Annotated in this window: 17 protein-coding genes; 11 read left to right on the forward strand and 6 right to left on the reverse strand. The window is 64.2% G+C overall.

The genetic code is table 11. From position 1 onward, the window contains the following. The first annotated feature begins 54 nt into the window (after positions 1-54). Positions 55-2,136, forward strand: a complete 2,082-nt coding sequence (locus ACN6NG_RS12270) for a putative bifunctional diguanylate cyclase/phosphodiesterase (RefSeq protein ID WP_197899595.1) — start codon at positions 55-57, stop codon at positions 2,134-2,136. 2 nt (positions 2,137-2,138) lie between these two features. On the opposite strand, the gene ACN6NG_RS12275 is transcribed toward ACN6NG_RS12270, so the two are convergent. Together ACN6NG_RS12275 and ACN6NG_RS12280 are read right to left on the reverse strand one after the other, a co-directional pair. Further along, positions 2,139-2,399 (reverse strand): DUF1652 domain-containing protein, encoded by a 261-nt coding sequence (locus ACN6NG_RS12275; protein ID WP_016499326.1) that lies wholly within the window; start codon positions 2,397-2,399, stop codon positions 2,139-2,141. Between the two features lie 275 nt (positions 2,400-2,674). Continuing rightward, positions 2,675-3,322 (reverse strand): DUF1345 domain-containing protein, encoded by a 648-nt coding sequence (locus tag ACN6NG_RS12280; RefSeq protein ID WP_063424628.1) that lies wholly within the window; start codon positions 3,320-3,322, stop codon positions 2,675-2,677. A gap of 182 nt (positions 3,323-3,504) precedes the next feature. On the opposite strand from ACN6NG_RS12280, the gene pgm reads away from it, so the two are divergent. The 4 genes from pgm to ACN6NG_RS12300 all read left to right on the forward strand — a co-directional run bounded on the left by pgm (position 3,505) and on the right by ACN6NG_RS12300 (position 9,161). After that, positions 3,505-5,142, forward strand: coding sequence for a phosphoglucomutase (alpha-D-glucose-1,6-bisphosphate-dependent) (gene pgm / locus ACN6NG_RS12285; protein ID WP_474314147.1), 1,638 nt, complete (start codon positions 3,505-3,507; stop codon positions 5,140-5,142). A 78-nt stretch (positions 5,143-5,220) separates the two neighbouring features. Next, the gene (locus ACN6NG_RS12290) at positions 5,221-5,733 is read left to right on the forward strand and encodes a sigma-70 family RNA polymerase sigma factor (RefSeq protein ID WP_049275930.1); all 513 of its coding nucleotides are present in this window, start codon (positions 5,221-5,223) and stop codon (positions 5,731-5,733) included. Then, entirely contained in the window at positions 5,730-6,689 is a 960-nt protein-coding gene (locus ACN6NG_RS12295; RefSeq protein WP_474314150.1) for a FecR domain-containing protein, read from the forward strand. Before ACN6NG_RS12290 ends, ACN6NG_RS12295 begins: the two co-directional genes overlap by 4 nt. Positions 6,690-6,755: 66 nt before the next feature. After that, positions 6,756-9,161 carry a TonB-dependent siderophore receptor gene (locus tag ACN6NG_RS12300; protein ID WP_474314152.1) on the forward strand — a complete coding sequence of 802 codons (2,406 nt, stop codon included), beginning with the start codon at positions 6,756-6,758 and terminating at the stop codon, positions 9,159-9,161. Between the two features lie 28 nt (positions 9,162-9,189). On the opposite strand, the gene ACN6NG_RS12305 is transcribed toward ACN6NG_RS12300, so the two are convergent. Further along, a complete protein-coding gene (locus ACN6NG_RS12305; protein WP_061204139.1) occupies positions 9,190-10,119 on the reverse strand; it encodes a LysR family transcriptional regulator in 930 nt (309 codons plus the stop codon). Between the two features lie 146 nt (positions 10,120-10,265). On the opposite strand from ACN6NG_RS12305, the gene ACN6NG_RS12310 reads away from it, so the two are divergent. The 4 genes from ACN6NG_RS12310 to ACN6NG_RS12325 are packed head-to-tail and all read left to right on the forward strand — an operon-like array spanning position 10,266 to position 14,047. Continuing rightward, positions 10,266-11,093, forward strand: coding sequence for an amidohydrolase family protein (locus ACN6NG_RS12310; RefSeq protein ID WP_474314155.1), 828 nt, complete (start codon positions 10,266-10,268; stop codon positions 11,091-11,093). A 40-nt stretch (positions 11,094-11,133) separates the two neighbouring features. After that, complete coding sequence (locus tag ACN6NG_RS12315) at positions 11,134-12,483, forward strand: MFS transporter (RefSeq protein ID WP_474314158.1); 1,350 nt, start codon at positions 11,134-11,136, stop codon at positions 12,481-12,483. Then, positions 12,480-13,220 (forward strand): SDR family NAD(P)-dependent oxidoreductase, encoded by a 741-nt coding sequence (locus ACN6NG_RS12320; protein ID WP_049275924.1) that lies wholly within the window; start codon positions 12,480-12,482, stop codon positions 13,218-13,220. Before ACN6NG_RS12315 ends, ACN6NG_RS12320 begins: the two co-directional genes overlap by 4 nt. Then, on the forward strand, positions 13,217-14,047 hold the full coding sequence (locus ACN6NG_RS12325) for a sugar phosphate isomerase/epimerase family protein (protein ID WP_197899632.1): 831 nt from the start codon (positions 13,217-13,219) through the stop codon (positions 14,045-14,047). The genes ACN6NG_RS12320 and ACN6NG_RS12325 overlap by 4 nt, the downstream gene beginning before the upstream one ends. On the opposite strand, the gene ACN6NG_RS12330 is transcribed toward ACN6NG_RS12325, so the two are convergent. Next, positions 14,038-14,454, reverse strand: a complete 417-nt coding sequence (locus ACN6NG_RS12330; RefSeq protein ID WP_016499337.1) for a RidA family protein — start codon at positions 14,452-14,454, stop codon at positions 14,038-14,040. The two genes, ACN6NG_RS12325 and ACN6NG_RS12330, sit on opposite strands and share 10 nt — an antisense overlap. Then, on the reverse strand, positions 14,454-15,773 hold the full coding sequence (locus ACN6NG_RS12335; RefSeq protein WP_474314163.1) for a flavin-containing monooxygenase: 1,320 nt from the start codon (positions 15,771-15,773) through the stop codon (positions 14,454-14,456). Before ACN6NG_RS12335 ends, ACN6NG_RS12330 begins: the two co-directional genes overlap by 1 nt. A gap of 533 nt (positions 15,774-16,306) precedes the next feature. Between ACN6NG_RS12335 and ACN6NG_RS12340 the strand changes: the two genes are divergently transcribed. Both ACN6NG_RS12340 and argE read left to right on the forward strand, forming a co-directional pair. Further along, on the forward strand, positions 16,307-16,984 hold the full coding sequence (locus tag ACN6NG_RS12340) for a DUF1028 domain-containing protein (RefSeq protein ID WP_063424610.1): 678 nt from the start codon (positions 16,307-16,309) through the stop codon (positions 16,982-16,984). Next, positions 16,977-18,143, forward strand: a complete 1,167-nt coding sequence (gene argE, locus ACN6NG_RS12345) for an acetylornithine deacetylase (protein WP_353457369.1) — start codon at positions 16,977-16,979, stop codon at positions 18,141-18,143. The genes ACN6NG_RS12340 and argE overlap by 8 nt, the downstream gene beginning before the upstream one ends. Positions 18,144-18,209: 66 nt before the next feature. On the opposite strand, the gene ACN6NG_RS12350 is transcribed toward argE, so the two are convergent. Continuing rightward, complete coding sequence (locus ACN6NG_RS12350; RefSeq protein ID WP_353457367.1) at positions 18,210-19,478, reverse strand: carbohydrate porin; 1,269 nt, start codon at positions 19,476-19,478, stop codon at positions 18,210-18,212. Between the last annotated feature and the right edge of the window lie 77 nt (positions 19,479-19,555).

The raw sequence follows: 19,555 nt of genomic DNA on the forward strand, positions 1-19,555 counted from the left end.
GAGTACAATCGTCAGCTTTTGCCGGGCCCCCCTGTCCCGTCGCTGGAATTCCCAATGCTGACCGGTAGCTACTCCTCTTCGCTGGTGTTGATTTCGCTGTGCGTGGCGATTCTGGCGTCCTATACCGCCCTTGACCTTACCGGCCGTATTGCCACGGCCAAGGGGCGGGCGTCGTACTTGTGGATGGGAGGCGGCGCGCTGGCCATGGGCATCGGCGTGTGGTCGATGCACTTCATCGGCATGCTCGCGTTCAGCCTGCCCATCGACCTGGGCTATGACCTGGCCCTTACCGCGTTCTCGCTGCTGATCGCCGTCCTGTCCTCGGGTTTTGCCCTGTGGCTGGTGAGCCAGCCGAGCTTGCCGTGCCTGCAACTGGGTTTTGGCGCGCTGATCATGGGCGCCGGCATTGCCTGCATGCACTACACCGGCATGGCTGCGCTGCGCATGTTGCCGGGCATCGACTACGACCCGGCGCTGTTCGGCGCCTCGCTGCTGATCGCCGTGGGCGCCTCGGCAGCGGCGTTGTGGATCGCCTTCCGTCTGCGCCGGCACACCCCCTATGTGCGGCAGATCCGTGGCCTGGCGGCGGTGGTGATGGGCATTGCCATCGTTGGCATGCACTACACCGGCATGGCGGCGGCGAATTTCCCCGAGGGCAGCTTCTGCGGTGCTTTGGGCGGCGGGCTGCAGGGCGACGGCCTGGTCTATCTGGTGCTGATCACCACCCTGGCAGTGCTGGCGGTGGCCTTGCTGACCTCGGTGCTGGACGCCCGCCTGGAGGCGCGCACTGCCGAGCTGGCCCGTTCGCTGACACTGGCCAACCAGGAACTGACCCAGCTGGCCCTGCACGACACCCTTACAGATCTGCCCAACCGTACCCTGCTGGCCGACCGCATCGAGCAGGCCATCGCCAAGGTGGCGGAGCAGGGTGGCTGTTTTGCCCTGATGTTCATCGACCTGGACGGATTCAAGCCGGTCAATGATGCCTTTGGCCATCATATCGGTGACCTGCTGCTCAAGGCAGTGGCGTCCCGCCTGCGCGGTCACCTGCACAGCCAGGACACCCTCGCGCGTATAGGCGGCGACGAATTCGTGCTGCTGGTAGACCTGCAGGAGCCTGACGATGCCATGGACGTGGCGGTCAAGCAGGTGAACCTGGTGTCACGGCCGTTCCGCGTGGCCGAGCATGACTTGCAGCTGTCGGCGAGCCTGGGCATTGTCCTGTACCCCGGCAACGGCCAGGACCAGCACGAGCTGCTGCGCAATGCCGATGCCGCCATGTACCACGCCAAAAGCGCTGGCAAGAACGGCTACAGTTTCTTTGATGTGTCGATGAACAGCAACGCACGCCAGCAACTGCAACTGCTTCAGGACCTGCGCCAGGCCCTGGAGCAACGCCAGTTCCGCTTGCATTACCAGCCCAAGTTCGACGCCCAGGCCTGCCTGCCGATTGGTGCCGAGGCGTTGTTGCGTTGGGAACACCCGCAGCACGGCCTGTTGCTGCCCGACCGCTTCATCGGCCTGGCGGAAAAGACCGGCCTGATCATCCCGATCGGTGAGTGGGTGCTTGACGAAGCCTGCCGGCAGATGCGGCATTGGCTGGATCAGGGGCACCAAGGCTGGCGCATGGCGGTGAACCTGTCGGCCATCCAGTTCTGCCATGCCGGGCTGGTCGAGAGCGTGGCCCGGGCCTTGAAGGAGAACGGGCTGCCGGCCAACTGCCTGACCCTGGAAATTACCGAAACCACTGCCATGCACGACGCCGATGCCAGCCTGACCGTGCTGCAGCGCCTGTCAGACATGGGCGTGGACCTGTCCATCGATGATTTTGGCACCGGCTACTCCAGCCTGATGTACCTCAAGCGTCTGCCGGCCAACGAGCTGAAAATCGACCGTGGCTTCGTGCGAGACCTGGAGCAGGACAGTGACGACGCAGCGATTGTTTCGGCAATCGTCGCATTGGGCCAGGCGCTGGGTCTGCGCATCGTTGCCGAAGGGGTGGAGACCGACAAGCAGCAAGACTTCCTGACCCGTCTGGGTTGTGATTCCCTGCAAGGTTACCTGCTGGGGCAGCCGGTTCCGGCCGAGCAGTTCATGGACAAGTTGCAAGCCTTGCACCAGGAGAAGAGCGCCTAGGGCTAGACAGCGTTGCGCAAGGTGAAGGCGGGGATGAAAGCGTCCATTTCCGCTTCGACGGCTTCGATGATGCGCTCTACATCAGCTGCGGCCATGATTGCCGCACACGGGATGCCGGCGATGGCCATGAGGGTTTCGCCGGTGGCGCGGTCGAACAGCCGCGCGATCATGCTGCGGGGCGCATCCATGGTGGCTTCGAAACCCAATGGGTGGAAATGCCAGCGCATCACCTGGCAGGCGTTGGGGAACGTCATCTTGTTCATGCCTGCCTCCTTGGTCCGTGCCTGGACATGGTCAATACCCCGCCACACACATGGCGGCTGCCGGGAATGTAAAGATAGCAGCTGTCACGGGCGATTCTCGCCTGCCAACATGACAAATGTGCCAATCCATGACAACGGTCACATCCGGGTCACCCTGCCGATGTGACGGCGGCTTTCAGGCAAACGTTTACCTGGCACGATCGCGCCGGTTAGCCGCTGCAATCAGGTACATCTCACAGCTTTTCGGCGCAGCGTTTTTCGGACGAGCGGCGCGCTCATCCAAGCAGCCCGGCCGCGATGTTGATGGTGAACCCCAGGATCGCCGTATTGAACACGAAACCCACCAGCGAATGTGCCAGCACCACCCGCCGCAGTTGCCTGCCGGCAACGCCCACGTCAGAGGTTTGCACGGCCACGCTGATGGTGAACGAGAAGTAGTGAAAATCCCAATAGTCCGGGTTGCGCTCGCCGTCGGCGAAACGCAAGGGTGGTTCGTGGTTCTGCCCGGTATAGAACAGGCGGGCGTAATGCAGGCTGAAGATGCAGCCGATCAGCAGCCAGGAGCCAGCCACGGTCAGGCCGGTGTAGAGGTAGTGCAGGGCCAGGGCCGTGCCCTCCAGGCCTCTGCTGGACACCAGTTGCAAGGTGACCGCAGCGAGGCTGGCGATGGCCGCGATGCACACGGTGAGCAGGACCAAGCCTGCGTTTTCGTCTTCGACGCGGGCAACCTTGCGGACCTTTTCCGGGCTGGCGTCCCAGGTGAGGTACAGCACCAGCAGCAGGTACAGCCATACGCCAAGGTTCCAGCCGGCGAGGATGTGCTGCACGGTGTCACCGGCGGGGATCAGCCAGGCGCCGACAAGGCCGACTGCGGCGGCGAAGCTCAGGCGGGGGTGGGTTCGGGTCAGGCGGTGGAAAGCCATGGGGCCTCATTTACTGGGGTTTGGCTACTACTCTAGACGGTTGCGGCAGGGGTACTGGTTTACACGGTCTTTGTGGGGCGCGTCGGCTGCTGTTTTCTTTGATGTCGCCCATCGCACGGCATTGCAACTCTCAGTACACTGCATGCTCAAACACCAACATCCGTTGAACTCGAGGTTTTTGCATGACGCTCAGTCCTTTGGCAGGCAAGCCGGCTCCGGCCAGCGTGCTGGTCGATATTCCCCGACTGCTCACCGCCTACTACACCGGCCGCCCCGACGCTGCCGTGGCGGCCCAGCGGGTGGCCTTCGGCACCTCGGGGCACCGGGGCACTTCGCTTGAATTGAGTTTCAACGAATACCACGTGCTGGCCATCACCCAGGCCATCTGCCTGTACCGCCAGGAAAAGGGCATCGATGGCCCGCTGTTCATCGGCGCCGATACCCACGCGCTGTCGGCACCGGCCACTGCCAGCGCGCTGGAAGTGCTGGCTGCCAATGGCGTGCAGGTGATGCTGTCCAAGGACGACGAATACACGCCCACGCCGGCCGTGTCCCACGCCATCCTCTGCCATAACCGTGGCCGCCAGCAGGGCCTGGCCGACGGCATCGTCATTACCCCTTCACACAACCCGCCGCAAAGCGGTGGCTTCAAGTACAACCCGCCCAATGGCGGCCCTGCCGACAGCGACGTGACCAAGTGGGTCGAGGCCAAGGCCAACGAGTTGCTGGCAGCGAACCTGGCGGGCGTCAAGCGCATGGACCATGCCCAGGCGCTGCAGGCGCCGACCACCCAGCGCCACGACTACGTGAGCAGCTATGTGGCGGACCTGGAAAACGTCATCGACTTCGACGTCATCCGCAGCGCCAAGCTGCGCCTGGGCGTCGACCCGTTGGGCGGGGCAGGGGTGCGCTACTGGTCGGCCATTGCCGAGCACTACAAGCTGGACCTGGAAGTGGTGAATACCGAGGTGGACCCGACCTTCCGCTTCATGACTGTCGACTGGGACGGCCAGATCCGCATGGACCCTTCCTCGCCATACGCCATGCAAGGCCTGATCGGCCTGCGCGAGCGCTTCGACGTGGCCTTTGCCTGCGACCCGGACCACGACCGCCACGGCATCGTCACCTCGGACGGCCTGCTGGCGCCGAACAACTACCTGGCCGTCGCCATCGACTACCTGTTCCGCCACCGCCCGCAATGGCGCACCGACGCCGCCGTGGGCAAGACCGTGGTGTCCAGCGGCCTGATCGACCGCGTCACCCAGCGCCTGGGCCGTGAGCTGTACGAAGTGCCGGTGGGCTTCAAGTACTTTGCCCAGGGGTTGTTCGACGGCTCGCTTGGCTTTGGCGGCGAAGAGAGTGCCGGTGCGTCGTTCCTGCGCCGTGATGGTTCGGTCTGGGCGACCGACAAGGACGGGCTGATCCCGGCCTTGCTGGCCGCCGAGATGACCGCCCGCACCGGGCGCAACCCGAGCCAGGCCTATGCCGACCTGACTGACGCGCTGGGCAAGCCGTTCGCCACCCGCGTCGAGGCCAAGGCCGATGTGCGGCAAAAGGCGTTGTTGAGCAAGCTGGCGCCGGAGCAGGTGAAATCGACCGAACTGGCGGGTGAGCCGATCGTGCAGATCCTCAGCCACGCACCGGGCAATGGCCAGGCGATTGGCGGGCTGAAGGTGATGACCGCCAATGGCTGGTTCGCCGCGCGGCCGTCGGGCACCGAGGACATCTACAAGATCTACGCCGAAAGCTTCATCGACGAGGCGCACCTGCAGCGCCTGGTGCAGGAAGCGCAGGGGCTGGTGGATGCGGCGATTGCCTGACTGGTAACAAACCGCTTGGTGCTGCGGCGCAACGTAAATTAGAATTAATCCTATTTACATCGCCGCAGGGCCATCCCCATGATCGACGCCGCGCCGCCACCGGAGCCTAGCCTGCCTGCCCTGTACCGGGAGCATCGCAGCTGGCTTGAAACCTGGCTACGCCGGCGCCTGGGCAATGCCTGGGATGCCGCCGACCTCAGCCAGGATACCTTCCTGCGGGTATTGACCAGTGCCCAGCCATTGGCAGACATTCGTGAGCCACGCGCCTACTTGCTGACCGTGGGCAAGCGGCTGTTGAGCAACTTCTACCAGCGGCGCAGCCTGGAGCAGGCCTACCTTGATGCCCTGGCGCATCTGCCCGAGCAGCACGTGCCCTCGCCAGAGCAGCGCTGGGTGTTGCTGGAAACCCTGCAAGCCCTGGATGAGCTGCTCGATGGCCTGAAGGCGCCGGTGCGCAAGGCCTTTCTCTGGAGCCAGCTCGAAGGCCTGGGTTACGCCGAAATAGGCAAGCGCCTGGGCGTTTGCGAACGCTCCGTCAAACGTTACATGGCGCAGGCCTACGAACATTGCCTGCTGGCCGAGTTGCAGTGACTACCCACTCACCCGAAACCCGCGAAGCTGTGCGTGCTGCCGCCCGCTGGCTGGCGCTGCTGGATTCTGGCAACGTCAGCGAGACGGACTTGTTGCGCCTGGCGCAATGGCGGGCCAGCAACAGGCTGCACGAAGACGCCTGGCAAAAGGCTTCAGTGCTGCGCGAGCGTTTTTCCGGATTACCCGGTGCCTTGGCCCTGGCCACTCTGGACCGCCCGGACCCCGGCCGCCGCGCACTCCTCAAGCAAGCCCTGGGTGTAGCAGCATTGCTACCGGCCGCGTGGCTGGCAAGCCGGGAATTGCCGCTGGAGGCCTGGACGGCCGACATGCGCACCGCAGTAGGGGAGCGCCGGCAGGTGCTGCTGAGCGATGGCACCTTTGTGCAGTTGAACACTGACAGTGCGGTGGACATCGACCTGGGCGCGCGCCGGCTGACGCTGTTGCGCGGCGAAGTGGCGATCAGGGTACCCTATAACCTGAGCCTGGCCGTGCAGGTGCCTTACGGCCAGGTTGCACTTGGCGGTGGCGGCTTCAATGCGGGTGAAGTGTGCTTGCGCCTGGTCGATCAGGCCTGCCGGGTTTCGGTCGTCACGGGGCTGGCCAGCCTGCAGCCACTGCGTGGCCCGGCCCGGGTAGTGCAGGCCGGGCAGCAGGCCAGCTTGCAGGTGGCAGACGTCGGGCCGGTCACAGCCCTGGACGAATGGTTGTTGGGTTGGCGCGAAGGCGTGCTGCGGCTGGATGACCGCCCCTTGGGCGAGCTGTTGCATGAGCTGCGGAGGTATCGCCACGGTGTGCTGCGCTGGGCGCCGGAACTGGAACGCCTGCGGGTGACTGGCACTTTCCGCCTGGACGATACCGACCGGGTGCTGGCCTTGCTGGCCGCCAGCCTGCCATTGCAGGTGCAGACGCGCACGCGTTACTGGGTGAGCCTGGCGGCGCGAGAAAATCGCGCATGAGGCTGTCCCCTTTTTTTCACTCGCCGGTCATTACCGGTAGCAGAAACTAAAGGGGAGCCTTGTTCAATGCCTGCAGTAATGTCTTGCCGCCTGCGCCCACTGGTGCGCGCAGCGCGTCCGTTGTTTGCCATGAGCCTGTTGTTGTGTGCACCCGCCTGGGCCGATGAAGCGGCGCGGCGTGCCTATCAGGTGCCAGCCGCCAGCCTGGGCGCCGCACTCACCCGGTTTGCCGACCAGGCCGGCGTCAGCCTTTCGCTGGACCCGGCACTGGTCCAGGGCCGGCAGAGCAATGGCCTGTCGGGTCGCTACAGTGTCGAAGAAGGGTTCTTGCAGCTGCTGAGTGGCAGCGGCCTGCAATTGCTGCCCGTGGGTGAGGGCGCTTTCACTCTGGTGCCGGCACCCCAGGCGGGTGGCGCGCTGGAAATTGCCCCTACCAGCATTGTCGGCGGCCTGGCGGCAGGCGGTGAAGCGCAGCCATATGCCGGTGGGCAGGTTGCGCGCCAAGGTGCACAGGGCCTGCTTGGCGCACGCGATTTCATGGAAACCCCGTTCAGCATCACCAGCTACACCAGCGAGCTGGTGAAGAACCAGCAAGCGCGCACCTTGGGCGAGCTCATCGCCACCGACCCCTCGGTGCGTGCGACCAACCCGGCGGGTGGGCGTTTCGAGCAGTTCACCATTCGCGGCTTCAGCCTGTTCAACAGTGACGTGGCGTACAACGGCCTGTACGGCATCTTGCCGACCTACTCGATCGACATGGAAATGGCCGACCGGGTCGATATCATCAAAGGCCCCAGCCAGTTGATCAACGGCATTTCGCCGCGTGGCAGCGTGGGCGGCGGCATCAATGTGCAGCCCAAGCGGGCCGGCGACAAGCCCATCACCGAGTTCACCGGCAGCTATGCGTCGGCTGGCCAGGCAGGCGGCGCAGTGGACGTTGGCCGGCGCTTTGGCGAAGGCCAACAGTTTGGCGTGCGCTTCAACGGTGTGAAGCAGGCGGGCGATACCGAATGGGACCACCAGCGCGTCGAGCGCGAAATGGCGGTGCTGGGCCTGGATTTTCGTGGCGAGCGCCTGCGCTTGTCGGCAGACCTCGGCCACACTGAGCGTGACACCGATGCGCCGCAAGAGCGTGTGCTGGTCGGTGCCAACGCCAAAGTGCCGGACGCCAACGATGTACGCCACAACTATGCCCAGGCCTGGAGCAAGGCGCGCACCAACGACACCTTTGGCGCACTGCATGCCGAGTACGACGTCAGCGAGTCGCTGCTGGCCTATGGCGCGGTCGGCGCGCGCAAAAGCAACCACGACTTCCTGCGGCACAACGTGTCCATCACCAACGATGCCGGTGATTTCACCGTGCAGCCGCGCGCCTTTACCCGCGATGAAACGGTGCGCACCGCCATGGCGGGTGTACGCAACTGGTTCCACACCGGGCCCGTCAGCCACGAGCTGAACCTGGCCGCTACCTACTTCTACATGGACTTCACCAACGGCGGCGCGCGCTATGCTTCGGCGCCCAGTAACCTCTACAACCCGGTAGCGACGCCTACGCCTGGTACCCCCACCCGCATCGATCCAGAGGTATACACGGAAAACCGCTTTTCTGGCGTGGCCCTGGCCGACACCCTCGGGTTTTTCGATGACCGCCTGCTGCTGACCCTGGGGGCGCGCTGGCAGCGGGTGCAGGTGGATGACTGGAGCGACGGCGTCAAGGGCGACACCGCCTACGACGAAGAAAAAGTCTCGCCTTCTGGCGGTGTGTTGCTCAAGGTTACTGACCAGCTGTCGCTGTACGCCAACTACATGGAAGGCCTGAGCCAGGGCAAGATCGCGCCGTCGACCTCGGTCAATGAAGACCAGATCTTCCCGCCGTTCACCAGCCGCCAGGTCGAGGTGGGGGCCAAGTACGACCTGGGCCAGGTCGCCTTTACCGCCAGTGCCTTCCGCATTCGCCAGCCGGCTTATGAGACCAACGCCACCTCGCGGGTGTTCGGCCCCAATGGCAAGCGCGACAACCGCGGTATCGAGCTGAGCGTGTTCGGTGAACCCGTACAAGGGGTGCGGGTGCTGGGTGGGGTGATGTATATCGACAGCGAGCTGACCGATACCGTGGGTGGCGCCGTTGATGGCAACCGTGCGCCGGCCACACCCGAGTACAACGTCAACCTTGGCGCCGAGTGGGACGTGCCGGGGGTGAATGGCCTGACCCTGACGGCGCGCGGCATTCACTCCAGCTCGCAGTACCTGGACCAGAACAACAGCAAGCAGATCGATGGCTGGGAGCGCTACGACCTGGGGGCGCGCTACGCCTTCAACGTGGACGCTACCGAGGTTACCTTGCGGGCCAGTGTCGAGAACGTGCTGGATGATCGCTACTGGAGCTCGGCTGGTGCCTCGGATGACAGTGAGCCGGGGCTGACCCTTTCCACGCCGCGTACCTACCTGCTATCGGCAACCGTAGGTTTCTAGCTCAAGCAGCCCCAATGGCCTCATCAGCCTACATCGCCCGCCCAAGCTTTTGCGCCTGGCCCTGCAACACGCGCATCAGGTGCATCGCCGCATGGGACGGCGGCTCGAAGCGCGAATAGACAAAGCTGATGTCGAAGTGGATTTCGTCTGCCAGTGGCACCACCGCCAGGCCGCTGTCCTGCGCCACGAATTCGTCGATCACGCTGATGCCCATGCCTTGCTTGACCAGAGCCACAGCCTCGTTGGCATTGGTGAACGACAACAGTGACGGCAATTGCGCGCCGTGCCGCTCGATGTGCTCGGCAAGCAGCTTGCCAAACGGCATGTCGGGCCTGAACAGCAGCAGCGGATGGCCTTCCAGTTGTTGCAAGGTCAGCGAGGTATGCCCGGCCAACGCGTGCTCGGGTGGCATCACCACCACCATGCGCCCGCGCATGAAGGGCTGCGAATGCAGGTGATCGTGTACCACGGGCAGGGCGGCAATCGACAGGTCGACCTTTTTCGACAGGATCTGGTTGGGCATTTCGCCCATCAGCGAGGTTTGCCACTCGATGTTCAGCGAAGGCGCCTCACGCTTGAGCTGGGCCAGGGCAATCGGGATCACCACCGTCGACAGCGAAGCGCTGCACGAGATGCGCAGCTTGCGGTGGCCGCCAGCGCCCAGTGACAGGGCGCACTCGTTGACCTCCAGCGCTGCCTGGTACACCCGCTCGACTTCGCGGAACAGCACCTGCGCCTCGGCCGTGGGCACCAGGCGGTTGTTGATGCGCTCGAACAGGCGGTAGCTCAAACGCCCTTCGATGTACTGGATCAGCTTGCTGACAGCCGGCTGCGACACGTACAGCAGCTTGGCCGCCGCGCTGATCGAGCCGGTCAGCATCACCGCACGGAACACTTCCATGTGCCGCAGTTTGAACACCATGGGGCTTGCGTCTGCGCCTTCGTTGCCAAGCAGCATATCTATTACCTTCGGTTATGGTCTTTGCCATCTGGGTATGAGCGCCAAACCCGGCCACGCAGTATCTTGAACCCAGCCAAATTGCCCTTGCGGCGCACAATAACAAGATCTGAAGGCATGCGCAGTGGCGCTGCCGGGAGTGCTGCGTGAACATCTTTGACGAACCGAAGATCGATTGCCATAACCATTTGTTTGACCCCGCCCGTTTCCCGTATCACCCCGACGCACCCTATGCGCCCTCCGGCCAGGAAGTCGCCACCCAGCAACAGTTCACCCGGGTGATGGACGCCTACGGCGTGCAACATGCCTTGCTGGTGGGCCCGAACAGCGGCTACCACACCGACAACCGCTGCCTGCTGCATGCCTTGGCCACCGGGCAGGGGCGGTTCAAGGGTGTGGCGGTGGTCGAGGCGGGTATACATCTCGATGCGCTGGCTGCGCTGCAGGCGCAGGGGGTGGTCGGTATCGCTTTCAACCCCGCGCTCTACGGGGTGGCCAGCCTGAAGGACGTTGACGGCCTGTTGGGCAAGCTTGCCGAGCTCGACCTGTTCGCCCAGGTGCAGGTCTGCGAAGACCAACTGCTTGAACTGCGAAGCCTGCTTCAGGGCTCGCGTGCACGCTTGCTGATCGACCATTGCGGCCGGCCGGACGTGGCGGCTGGCGTGCAGCAACCGGGCTTCCAGGCCTTGCTGCAACTGGCCGACAGTGGCCGCGCCAGCGTCAAGCTGTCTGGCATGCAGAAGTTCGCGGCGGCCGATGCGTTGCTGGAGCAAAGCCGTGCCTACGTGCACGCGTTGCTCGAAGCCTTCGGTGCGGATGCCTGCGTGTGGGGTTCGGATTGGCCGTTCATTCGCCAGCGCTCGCGGGTGGACTACGGCCCGCTGCTGAAACTGGCCGAGCGCCTGATGCCGGATGCCCGGCTGCGCCAGGCAGTGATGTGGGACACCCCACGACGTCTGTTCGGGTTCGCCTAGAACCTCGTTTTGCCATTCCAATAACAAGAGAGCAACCGTCATGAACACTGAACAGAACGCCAGCTTCGGGGTGTTTGACACCCCGGCACGCGCGCAGCAACGCACCCGCACCCGCTTCATGATCCTGGCGCTGATTTCGGGCGGCACCATGATCAACTACCTCGACCGCAGCGTGATGGGCATTGCCGCGCCCAGCATCAGTGCCGACCTGGGCCTGAACGCGGCGATGATGGGGGTGATTTTTTCTGCCTTTTCGTGGACCTACGCTGCCGCGCAGATCCCCGGTGGCATCCTCATCGACCGGTTGGGCACCAAGCTCACCTACTGGCTGGCACTGACGTTGTGGTCGCTGTTCACCGGCCTGCAAGGGCTGGCGCAGGGCTTTCTGTCGTTGCTGGGCATGCGCTTTCTGGTGGGCATGACCGAAGCACCGTGTTTCCCTACCAACAGCCGGGTAGTGGCTACCTGGTTCCCGCAGAGTGAGCGGGCCAGGGCGACCGGTATTTATACCTTTGCCGAATACACCGGCCTGGCGTTCCTGACGCCGCTGTTGTTCTGGGTGCTGCATGCCTATGGCTGGCGCTTTCTGCTGCTGGCCGTGGGCGTGATGGGCATCCTCTATGGCCTGGTGTGGTGGCGCAAGTACCACGAGCCGCACGAGTCGACCACCGCCAACCAGGCCGAACTCGACTACATCGCCGCCGGTGGCGGGGTGGTCGATGGCGGGCAGAAAGCCACCCAGTTCCGTTGGTCGCAGATCCCGGCGCTGCTCAAGCACCGCAACATGCTGGGCATCTGCCTGGGGCAGTTCGCCTGCAACTCCACCAACGTGTTCTTCCTGACCTGGTTCCCCACCTACCTGGTGACCGAGCGGCATATGCCCTGGCTCAAAGTCGGCTGGGTGGCGGTGCTGCCGTTCATTGCCGCTTCGCTGGGCACGCTGGTCGGCGGCTGGCTGTCCGACGCCTTGCTGCGCCGGGGCTACTCGCTGAACGTGGCGCGCAAGCTGCCGGTAATCGCCGGGCTGCTGACCGCTTCGGTGATCGTGCTTGCCAACTATGTCGAGTCCGACGCGCTGGTCATCACCATCCTGTGCATCGCCTATTTCGCCCAGGGCATGTCGGCGCTCGCCTGGATGATCGTCTCCGATATCGCCCCCAAAGGTTTGCTGGGCCTCAGTGGTGGCCTGTTCAACCTGTTTGCCAACGCGGCGGGCATCGTTACCCCCCTTACCATCGGCATCATCGTTTCGCTGACCGGCTCGTTCGTCTGGGCCCTGGCGTTCGTGTCGTCGATCACCGTGCTGGGGGCGCTGTGCTACCTGTTCATGGTCAGCGACCTGCGTCGCTTGCCGGAAATTCCTTCTGTCGAAAATGGAGTTAAACAATGAGCCAGTACCTGCAAGGCCAGACCGCAATCGTGACCGGTGGCATGCGTGGCATCGGCCTGGCAATCGCCCAGCGCCTGCATACGGCCGGCGCCCAAGTGGTGATCTGGGACCTCGCTGTCGACGGCTGGGACAGCGTGGAAAACGGCTTTGAGCCGGTGCTGCGCCAGGCGGTCGATGTGTCGTCGCTGGCCTCGGTGGAGGCGGCATTTGCCGAGACGCTGGCGCGCCTGGGGCAGGTGCAGATCCTGGTCAACAATGCCGGCATCAACGGCCCGGTGGTGGCGTCGTGGGAGTACCCGCCAGAGGCCTGGGACAAGGTCATCGCCATCGACCTGAACGGCGTGTTCTATTGCTGCCGCACCGCCATCCCGCACATGCGTGAACGTGGCTATGGGCGTATCGTCAATATCGCCTCCATGGCCGGCAAGGATGGCGTGCAGTACATCTCGGCCTATTCGGCCGCCAAGGCCGGGGTCATCGCCTTCACCAAGGCGGCGGCCAAGGAGCTGGCGCAGGACGGTGTACTGCTCAACTGCGTGGCACCGGCCATGGTCGAGACGCCGCTGATGGCCGAGATGACAGCGGAGCATATTGCCGCGAGCAAGGCCAAGATCCCCATGGGGCGCTTCCTCAAGGCCGAGGAAATCGCCAATATGGTCAGCTGGATTGCCGGGCCCGAGTGCAGCTTTACCACCGGCTTTGTCTTCGACCTCAGTGGTGGGAGGGCGACCTATTGACTGGCCTGGGTGTTGCGCACCTGACGGCGCTGCAACTGGCGCCGGCGAGGCTGGTACGCGAGGCGCGCCACGCCGGGTTCAGTGCGGTGGGGCTGCGCCTGCACCCGGTGATGGCGGGTGCACTGGCCTACCCGGTTGCGGCCGGTAGCCAGGCAATGCGTGAGCTGCGGGCGGTGCTGGCTGGGGAAGGCGTGCGGGTGACGGACATCGAGTTCGTGTCGCTGACGGCGCAAACCCGGGTGGCTGATTACCAGGCGCTGTTGGCTGCAGGTGCCGAGTTGGGCGCGGTGAGCCTGACAGTGTCCGGCGACGATGAGGATGTTGCACGGCTGACCGGCAACTTTGCAGCGCTGTGTGAGATGGCGCGTGGCCATGGCCTGCGTGTGGACCTGGAGTTCATGCGCTGGCGGCCGGTGGCGACTTTGCAACAGGCTTGCGCGGTGGTGACGGGGGCGGGGCAAGCCAACAGTGGCGTGCTGGTCGATGCCTTGCACCTGTTCCGCTCCGGTGGCCAGGTGGCCGACATCGGCGCAGTCGACCCGCATTTGCTGCGTGCGGTGCAACTGTGTGATGCACCGATGCTGGCGCCTGCAGAGGCGCTGATCATCCCGGAAGCGCGCGAGGGCCGCTTGCTGCCGGGCGAAGGGCAGCTGCCGCTGGCAACGTTGCTGGCGGCGTTGCCGGGGGACGTGGAGATCAGTGTGGAGGTGCCGTGCGCCGGCTTGCCCGCCGAGCAGCGGCTGCAAGCGGCGGCACAGGTAACCCACGCCTGGCTGCACGGCAGGCGACCTGTGTCACCCGCTGTGCAGGTTGCCGGTCACTGCTGATCCGGCACCACGGCGATCACGTCGATCTCCATCAGCCACTCGGCCTGAGCCAACCCGGCGACCACCAGCCCGGTGGAGATCGGGAACACGCCCTTCAGCCACTTGCCCACTTCCTTGTACACCGGCTCGCGGAAACGTGGGTCGGTGATGTAGGTGGTGGTCTTGACGATGTGCGACAGGTCCGAGCCCGCTTCTTCAAGCAGTTGCTTGACGTTCTTCATCGCCTGTTCGGTCTGCGCCTGGGGGTTACCCAGGCCCACCAGCTTGCCTTCGAAGTCGGTACCGACCTGGCCGCGCACATAGATGGTGTTACCGGCCCGCACGGCCTGGCACAGGTCGTTGTCCAGGGTCTGGTTGGGGTAGGTTTCCTTGGTGTTGAACATGCGGATGCGAGTATGGGTAGGCATCAGTGGGCTCCGAGGGTGCTGACGTTGCTGATCGTGTTGGTTTGCTGCTCATCCGCCTCGCGCTGTTCGCGGTCGCGGTAGGCCAGGTAGGTGCGTTGCGTGGCGATGTGGCCGGCGACATGCTTGGCGTCGTGCCACACGCCCCAGATGAACGACGAACCACGGCGCGACAACCACGGCAGGCCAAGGAAGTACACGCCAGGTTTGCGGGCAACGCCGCGCTGGTGCTGGGGCTTGCCGTTGGCATCGAAGGTGTCCACCTGCAGCCAGCTGAAGTCCACGCCATAACCGGTGGCCCAGATGATGCTGGTAACGCCGGCCTTGGCCAGGTCCAGTTCGCGCAGCGGGTTGCTCATGCAGGCCGGGTCGGCCAGGCGAGTGCGGGCTTCGGGTTCTTCCGGCAGGTCCAGGCCATTGCTTTCGATGTAGGCATCGGCAGCATCCAGCAGGGCCAGGTAGTTTTCATCGCCGCGGTTGATGTTCTCGACCAGGTTGTCCTGGAAACGCGCCACGCCGTTCTCGAACGACTGGGTAAGGCCGACCAAGGTCATGCCTTGATGGGCGAGGGCACGGAAGTCCACGGTGTGGCCGCCACGGGCGCCGCTGACGGCGATGGTCACGTGCTCGCGACCGGGCTTGGCGATTTCTGCGTCCCACTCACCCAGCACACCCAGCCACCAGCAGAAGTCGCGGTTGCGGTAGGCCCGTGGCGGGCGGTCGTGGGCACCGACCGACAAGTAAACCTGGCGGCCTGCGCGCATCAGTTCTTCGGCAATCTGCACCCCGGAAGAGCCGGCGCCCACCACCAGTACTGCGCCCTCAGGCAACTGCTGGGGGTTGAAGTAAGCTGCAGAGTGGATCTGGTGCAGGTTGCTGTCTTTCGGCGCGATAGCCGGGATCACCGGCTTCTGGAACGGGCCGGTGGCAGCGACCACACGGTTGGCGCGGATCACCCCTTCATTGGTTTCGATGGTGAAGCCAGGGCGGTCGCTGTTGCGCACCACGCGCTTCACTTCGATGCCGGTGCGCACTGGCAGGTTGTACTTGCGTACGTACTGCTCGAAGTAGTCGGCCACCTGGTCCTTGCCCGCGAAGGCGTCGGCGTCGAGGTTGAATTCCAGGCCTGGGAAGCGATCGTGCCAGACCGGGCCGTTGGCCACCAGCGAGTCCCAGCGGCCGGTGCGCCAGGCCTCGGCGATGCGGTTGCGCTCCAGCACCAGGTGCGGCACGCCAAGCTTGTTCAGGTGTTCGCTCATGGCCACGCCGGCCTGGCCGGCGCCGACGACGAGCGTGTCGATTTCGATGTTGTTCAGTGTCATGTCCGAGCCCTTGTTCAGGCGGTTTTTGTAAGGTCGGTTTGGAGGACCGCCGTTGCCTGGAGCCAGACTAGGGATGCTGCACAAATGGCGAAAATAGTATTTAGCTGGTGCTTGCCGATAAAACGGCGAAGGCCTTGGATTTTGTGGCGTGTAGTGTGTGTTGGCCCAGTGCATGTCTTGGTTTATGGGGTGGTGCAGAGATCGAGCGCCGCCCACGCGGCGCATCGCGAGCTGCGCTCGCTCCTACGTTTGTTTCGGGCCAATTATTCCTGTGGGATTTGCGCGCGTACGCCTTTGCGCATGGCTGGATATCGTGTCGTACAAACAAGGCGGTCGCGCGCGTTTGCATAGGCATGACTGGCCTGAAACAAACGTAGGAGCGAGCGCAGCTCGCGATGCGCCGCGTGGGCGGCGCTCGATCTCTGCCGGAACATATTTTTTTCCTGCCTAACCCCTCGGAAAATGTTGGTTTCGTGGGCTAGAAGGTTGCGCCCAGAATGCCCTGCATCGCACAGGACAACAGGAGCATTACCATGACCTTCTCCATCATTGGCCGCTGCCAGGAAACCGGCCAGGTCGGCATCGCCATCAGTTCGTCGAGCATCGCCGTGGGCGCCCGCTGCCCTTGGGTACGTGCGGGTGTTGGCGCTGTTTCCACCCAGAACATCACCTTGCCGGCACTGGGCCCGCAGATTCTCGATGCCCTGGAGCAGGGCCAGTTGCCACCTGCGGCTGCGCTGGACCGGGTACTGAGCGCCAATGGCTGGAGCGAGTACCGCCAGGTCACAGTGATCGACAGCCAAGGCCAGGTGGCACTGTTCACCGGTCGCGAGGCATTGGGCACGCACAATGCCGTGGCCGGTGAGCAATGCGCGGCGGCGGGTAACCTGTTGTCCTCGACCCAGGTGATCGAAGCGATGGTCCTGGCCTTTGAAGAGGCCGGCGGGCACCTGGCCGACCGCTTGCTGGCTGCCATGCATGCGGCGATGGCCGCAGGTGGCGAGGCTGGGCCGGTGCACTCGGCAGCGTTGAAGATCGCTGGCGAGCTGACCTGGCCATTGGTGGACCTGCGCGTGGACTGGGCCGATACCGACCCGATCGGTGTGCTCGATGGCCTGTGGAAGGCGTACCGCCCGCAGATGCAGGATTACGTTACCCGCGCCCTGAACCCGACGGCCGCGCCCAGCTACGGGGTGCCGGGCGATGAGTGATTTTGCCAGCCGCGCGCTGCTGGCCCGGCTGGTCGGCTTTGCAACGGTCAGCCGGGACTCCAACCTTGAGCTGATCGGCTTTATCCGTGATTACCTGGCAGAGCAGGGGGTGGAAAGTGAACTGTTCCATAACCCCGAAGGCACCAAAGCCAACCTGTTCGCCACCATCGGCCCCCAGGGCGTTGGCGGCGTGGTGCTGTCGGGGCATACCGATGTGGTGCCGGTGGACGGCCAGGCCTGGACCGTCGAGCCGTTTGCCCTGAGCGAACGTGACGGGCGCCTGTATGGCCGCGGCACGGCCGACATGAAAGGCTTCATCGCGTCGGTGCTGGCCGCGGTGCCCGCGTTCCTTGCCCAGCCGTTGCACCTGCCGGTGCACCTGGCATTTTCCTACGACGAGGAAGTGGGTTGCCTGGGTGTGCGGTCGATGCTGGCCGCGCTCGAACAGCGCCCGCACAAGCCACGCCTGTGCCTGATTGGCGAACCCACCGAGCTGAAGCCGGTGCTGGGGCACAAAGGCAAGCTGGCGATGCGCTGCCAGGTGCAAGGTGCGGCCTGCCATTCTGCGTATGCGCCGTATGGGGTGAATGCCATCGAGTATGCGGCGAAGCTGATCGGCAAGTTGGGTGACATCGGTGACGCGCTGGCATTGCCGGTGCATCACGACGTGCGCTTCGACCCACCGTTCTCCACGGTGCAGACCGGGGTGATCAAAGGGGGCAGGGCACTGAATATCGTGCCGGCAGAGTGTGAGTTCGATTTCGAAGTGCGCGCGCTGCCAGGGTTCGAGGCACAGGCAGTGGCCGACCAGTTGCAGACTTATGCAGAGGCCGAGCTGCTGCCGCGTATGCGCAAGGTCAATGCGACCAGTGACATCCGCCTGCAACCGTTGAGCGCCTACCCAGGGCTGGCGACATCGGCAGACAGCGAGGCTGCGCGGCTGGTGGCGTTGCTCAGTGGCACGGATGAATTCGGTACGGTGGCGTTTGGTACCGAAGGCGGCTTGTTCGACCAGGCAGGGATCCCGACCGTGGTGTGCGGGCCTGGCAGCATGGACCAGGGGCACAAGCCGGATGAATTCGTCAGTGTCGAGCAGTTACGGGGGTGTGATGCCATGCTGCTGAAGTTGGTGGATTACCTGCGGCAGGCTCCCGTCTGACAGGGTAAAGAACGTATGCAGGAGCGACCTTGCGTCGCTCCTGCAGGGATCGGTGTCTGCTTCAGGTTAGAAGCTGGCCTTGACCTGCAGGCCAACCACCAACGCGTTGTCGATCTTCTTCCCCGAGAACGCCCCAGGCTCGATGATGTACTGCACATCCGGGCGCAGGTTCAACCATGGCGTCGCCTGGTAGCCATAGCTCAGTTCGATCAACTGCTCGGCGCTGTCGATGTCAGGGAACTGCTGGCCAGCGTTGAAGGCGGCGTCTTCCAGCACATCGCGGCTACGCGGGTTGGGCACTGCACGGCCGTAACCCAGCGCCACCGTATCTTTCGGGCGGCCTTCGAACGGCTTGTACAGCACCACGCCGGCACCATACCACTTGGTGAACGGCGAGGCGGCCTTGCTGGATGCCGAGTACTGGCCGAAGGCATGCAGGCTGCGGCCTGGCGAGCTTTGGTCGTTCCACACGGCCTGGTCGATCAGCAGGTAGTGGCCGCCACGGCCGGATACTTCGTCATCGCTGCCGATGCGTTTCACGTCGGAGCTGTCGTAATAGTAGCCAAGCTTGTACTCGCCGGGCAGTTCACCCTGCAGTTTGTACACCAGCTCCACCGGTACCACGGTGCCGGTGGTGTGCTTGGGGCCCAGGTGCCAGGCGCGGCTGGAGTTGCCATTGCTTTCGGGGTCGACGTTGAACGCCGCCACGCGCAATTGCCAGGCAGGCGACAGGTCGTACTTCACTCGCACGCCCAGGTGAGCGTTGGGGTAGTTGGTCCAGCCGCTGCCGCCGGACATGTTCAGCGGGTGGCCGCAGAAGCCGGCGTTCATGAAGTTGCACAGGATGCCGCTGTCCAGGCCGCCCAGGTCGTTACCCATCGCCATGTAGCCCAGCTTGACGTTGAGCGCCGGGGTGAACAGGGTGCGCTCGTAGCTCAGCTCGGTCAGGCGGGTGTACAGGCCACCGAAGTTTTCCTGGATCGGCAGGCGGTTGCCTACCAGGTCTTCCGAGGCACTGTTACCACGGCGGTCGTTGATGGTTAGCTGGACCTTGCCGCCGTTGTCCAGGCCATACAGTTTCGACAGGTCGAACTGCACGCCCAGCTTCAGGTTCTGCGAATAGCGCGCCGAGCGGTGCAGGCCGCCGTGGGCGTTGTAGGCGGTTTCGCCGCTGTAGTCGCCGGCGAACTTCACGCCGTCGTCTTCAAGCTGGTGACGCAGGCCGCCCCAGTCACCGGTGAGGGTGCTGCGGGTCATCAGGTCGCCGTCGGCCAGGGCAGTGGTGCTGGCCAGGGCCAGCAGCAGGGTAGGGGTAATGCGAATTGCGGATGGCATTGCTGTGTCTCGGGTTGTTATTCAGGGCCATTCACGTATGAACCCGCGCCCGCATGGCCAGTGCTGACCATGTGGGA

It is taken from the genome of Pseudomonas sp. TSO6, from assembly GCF_056098905.1.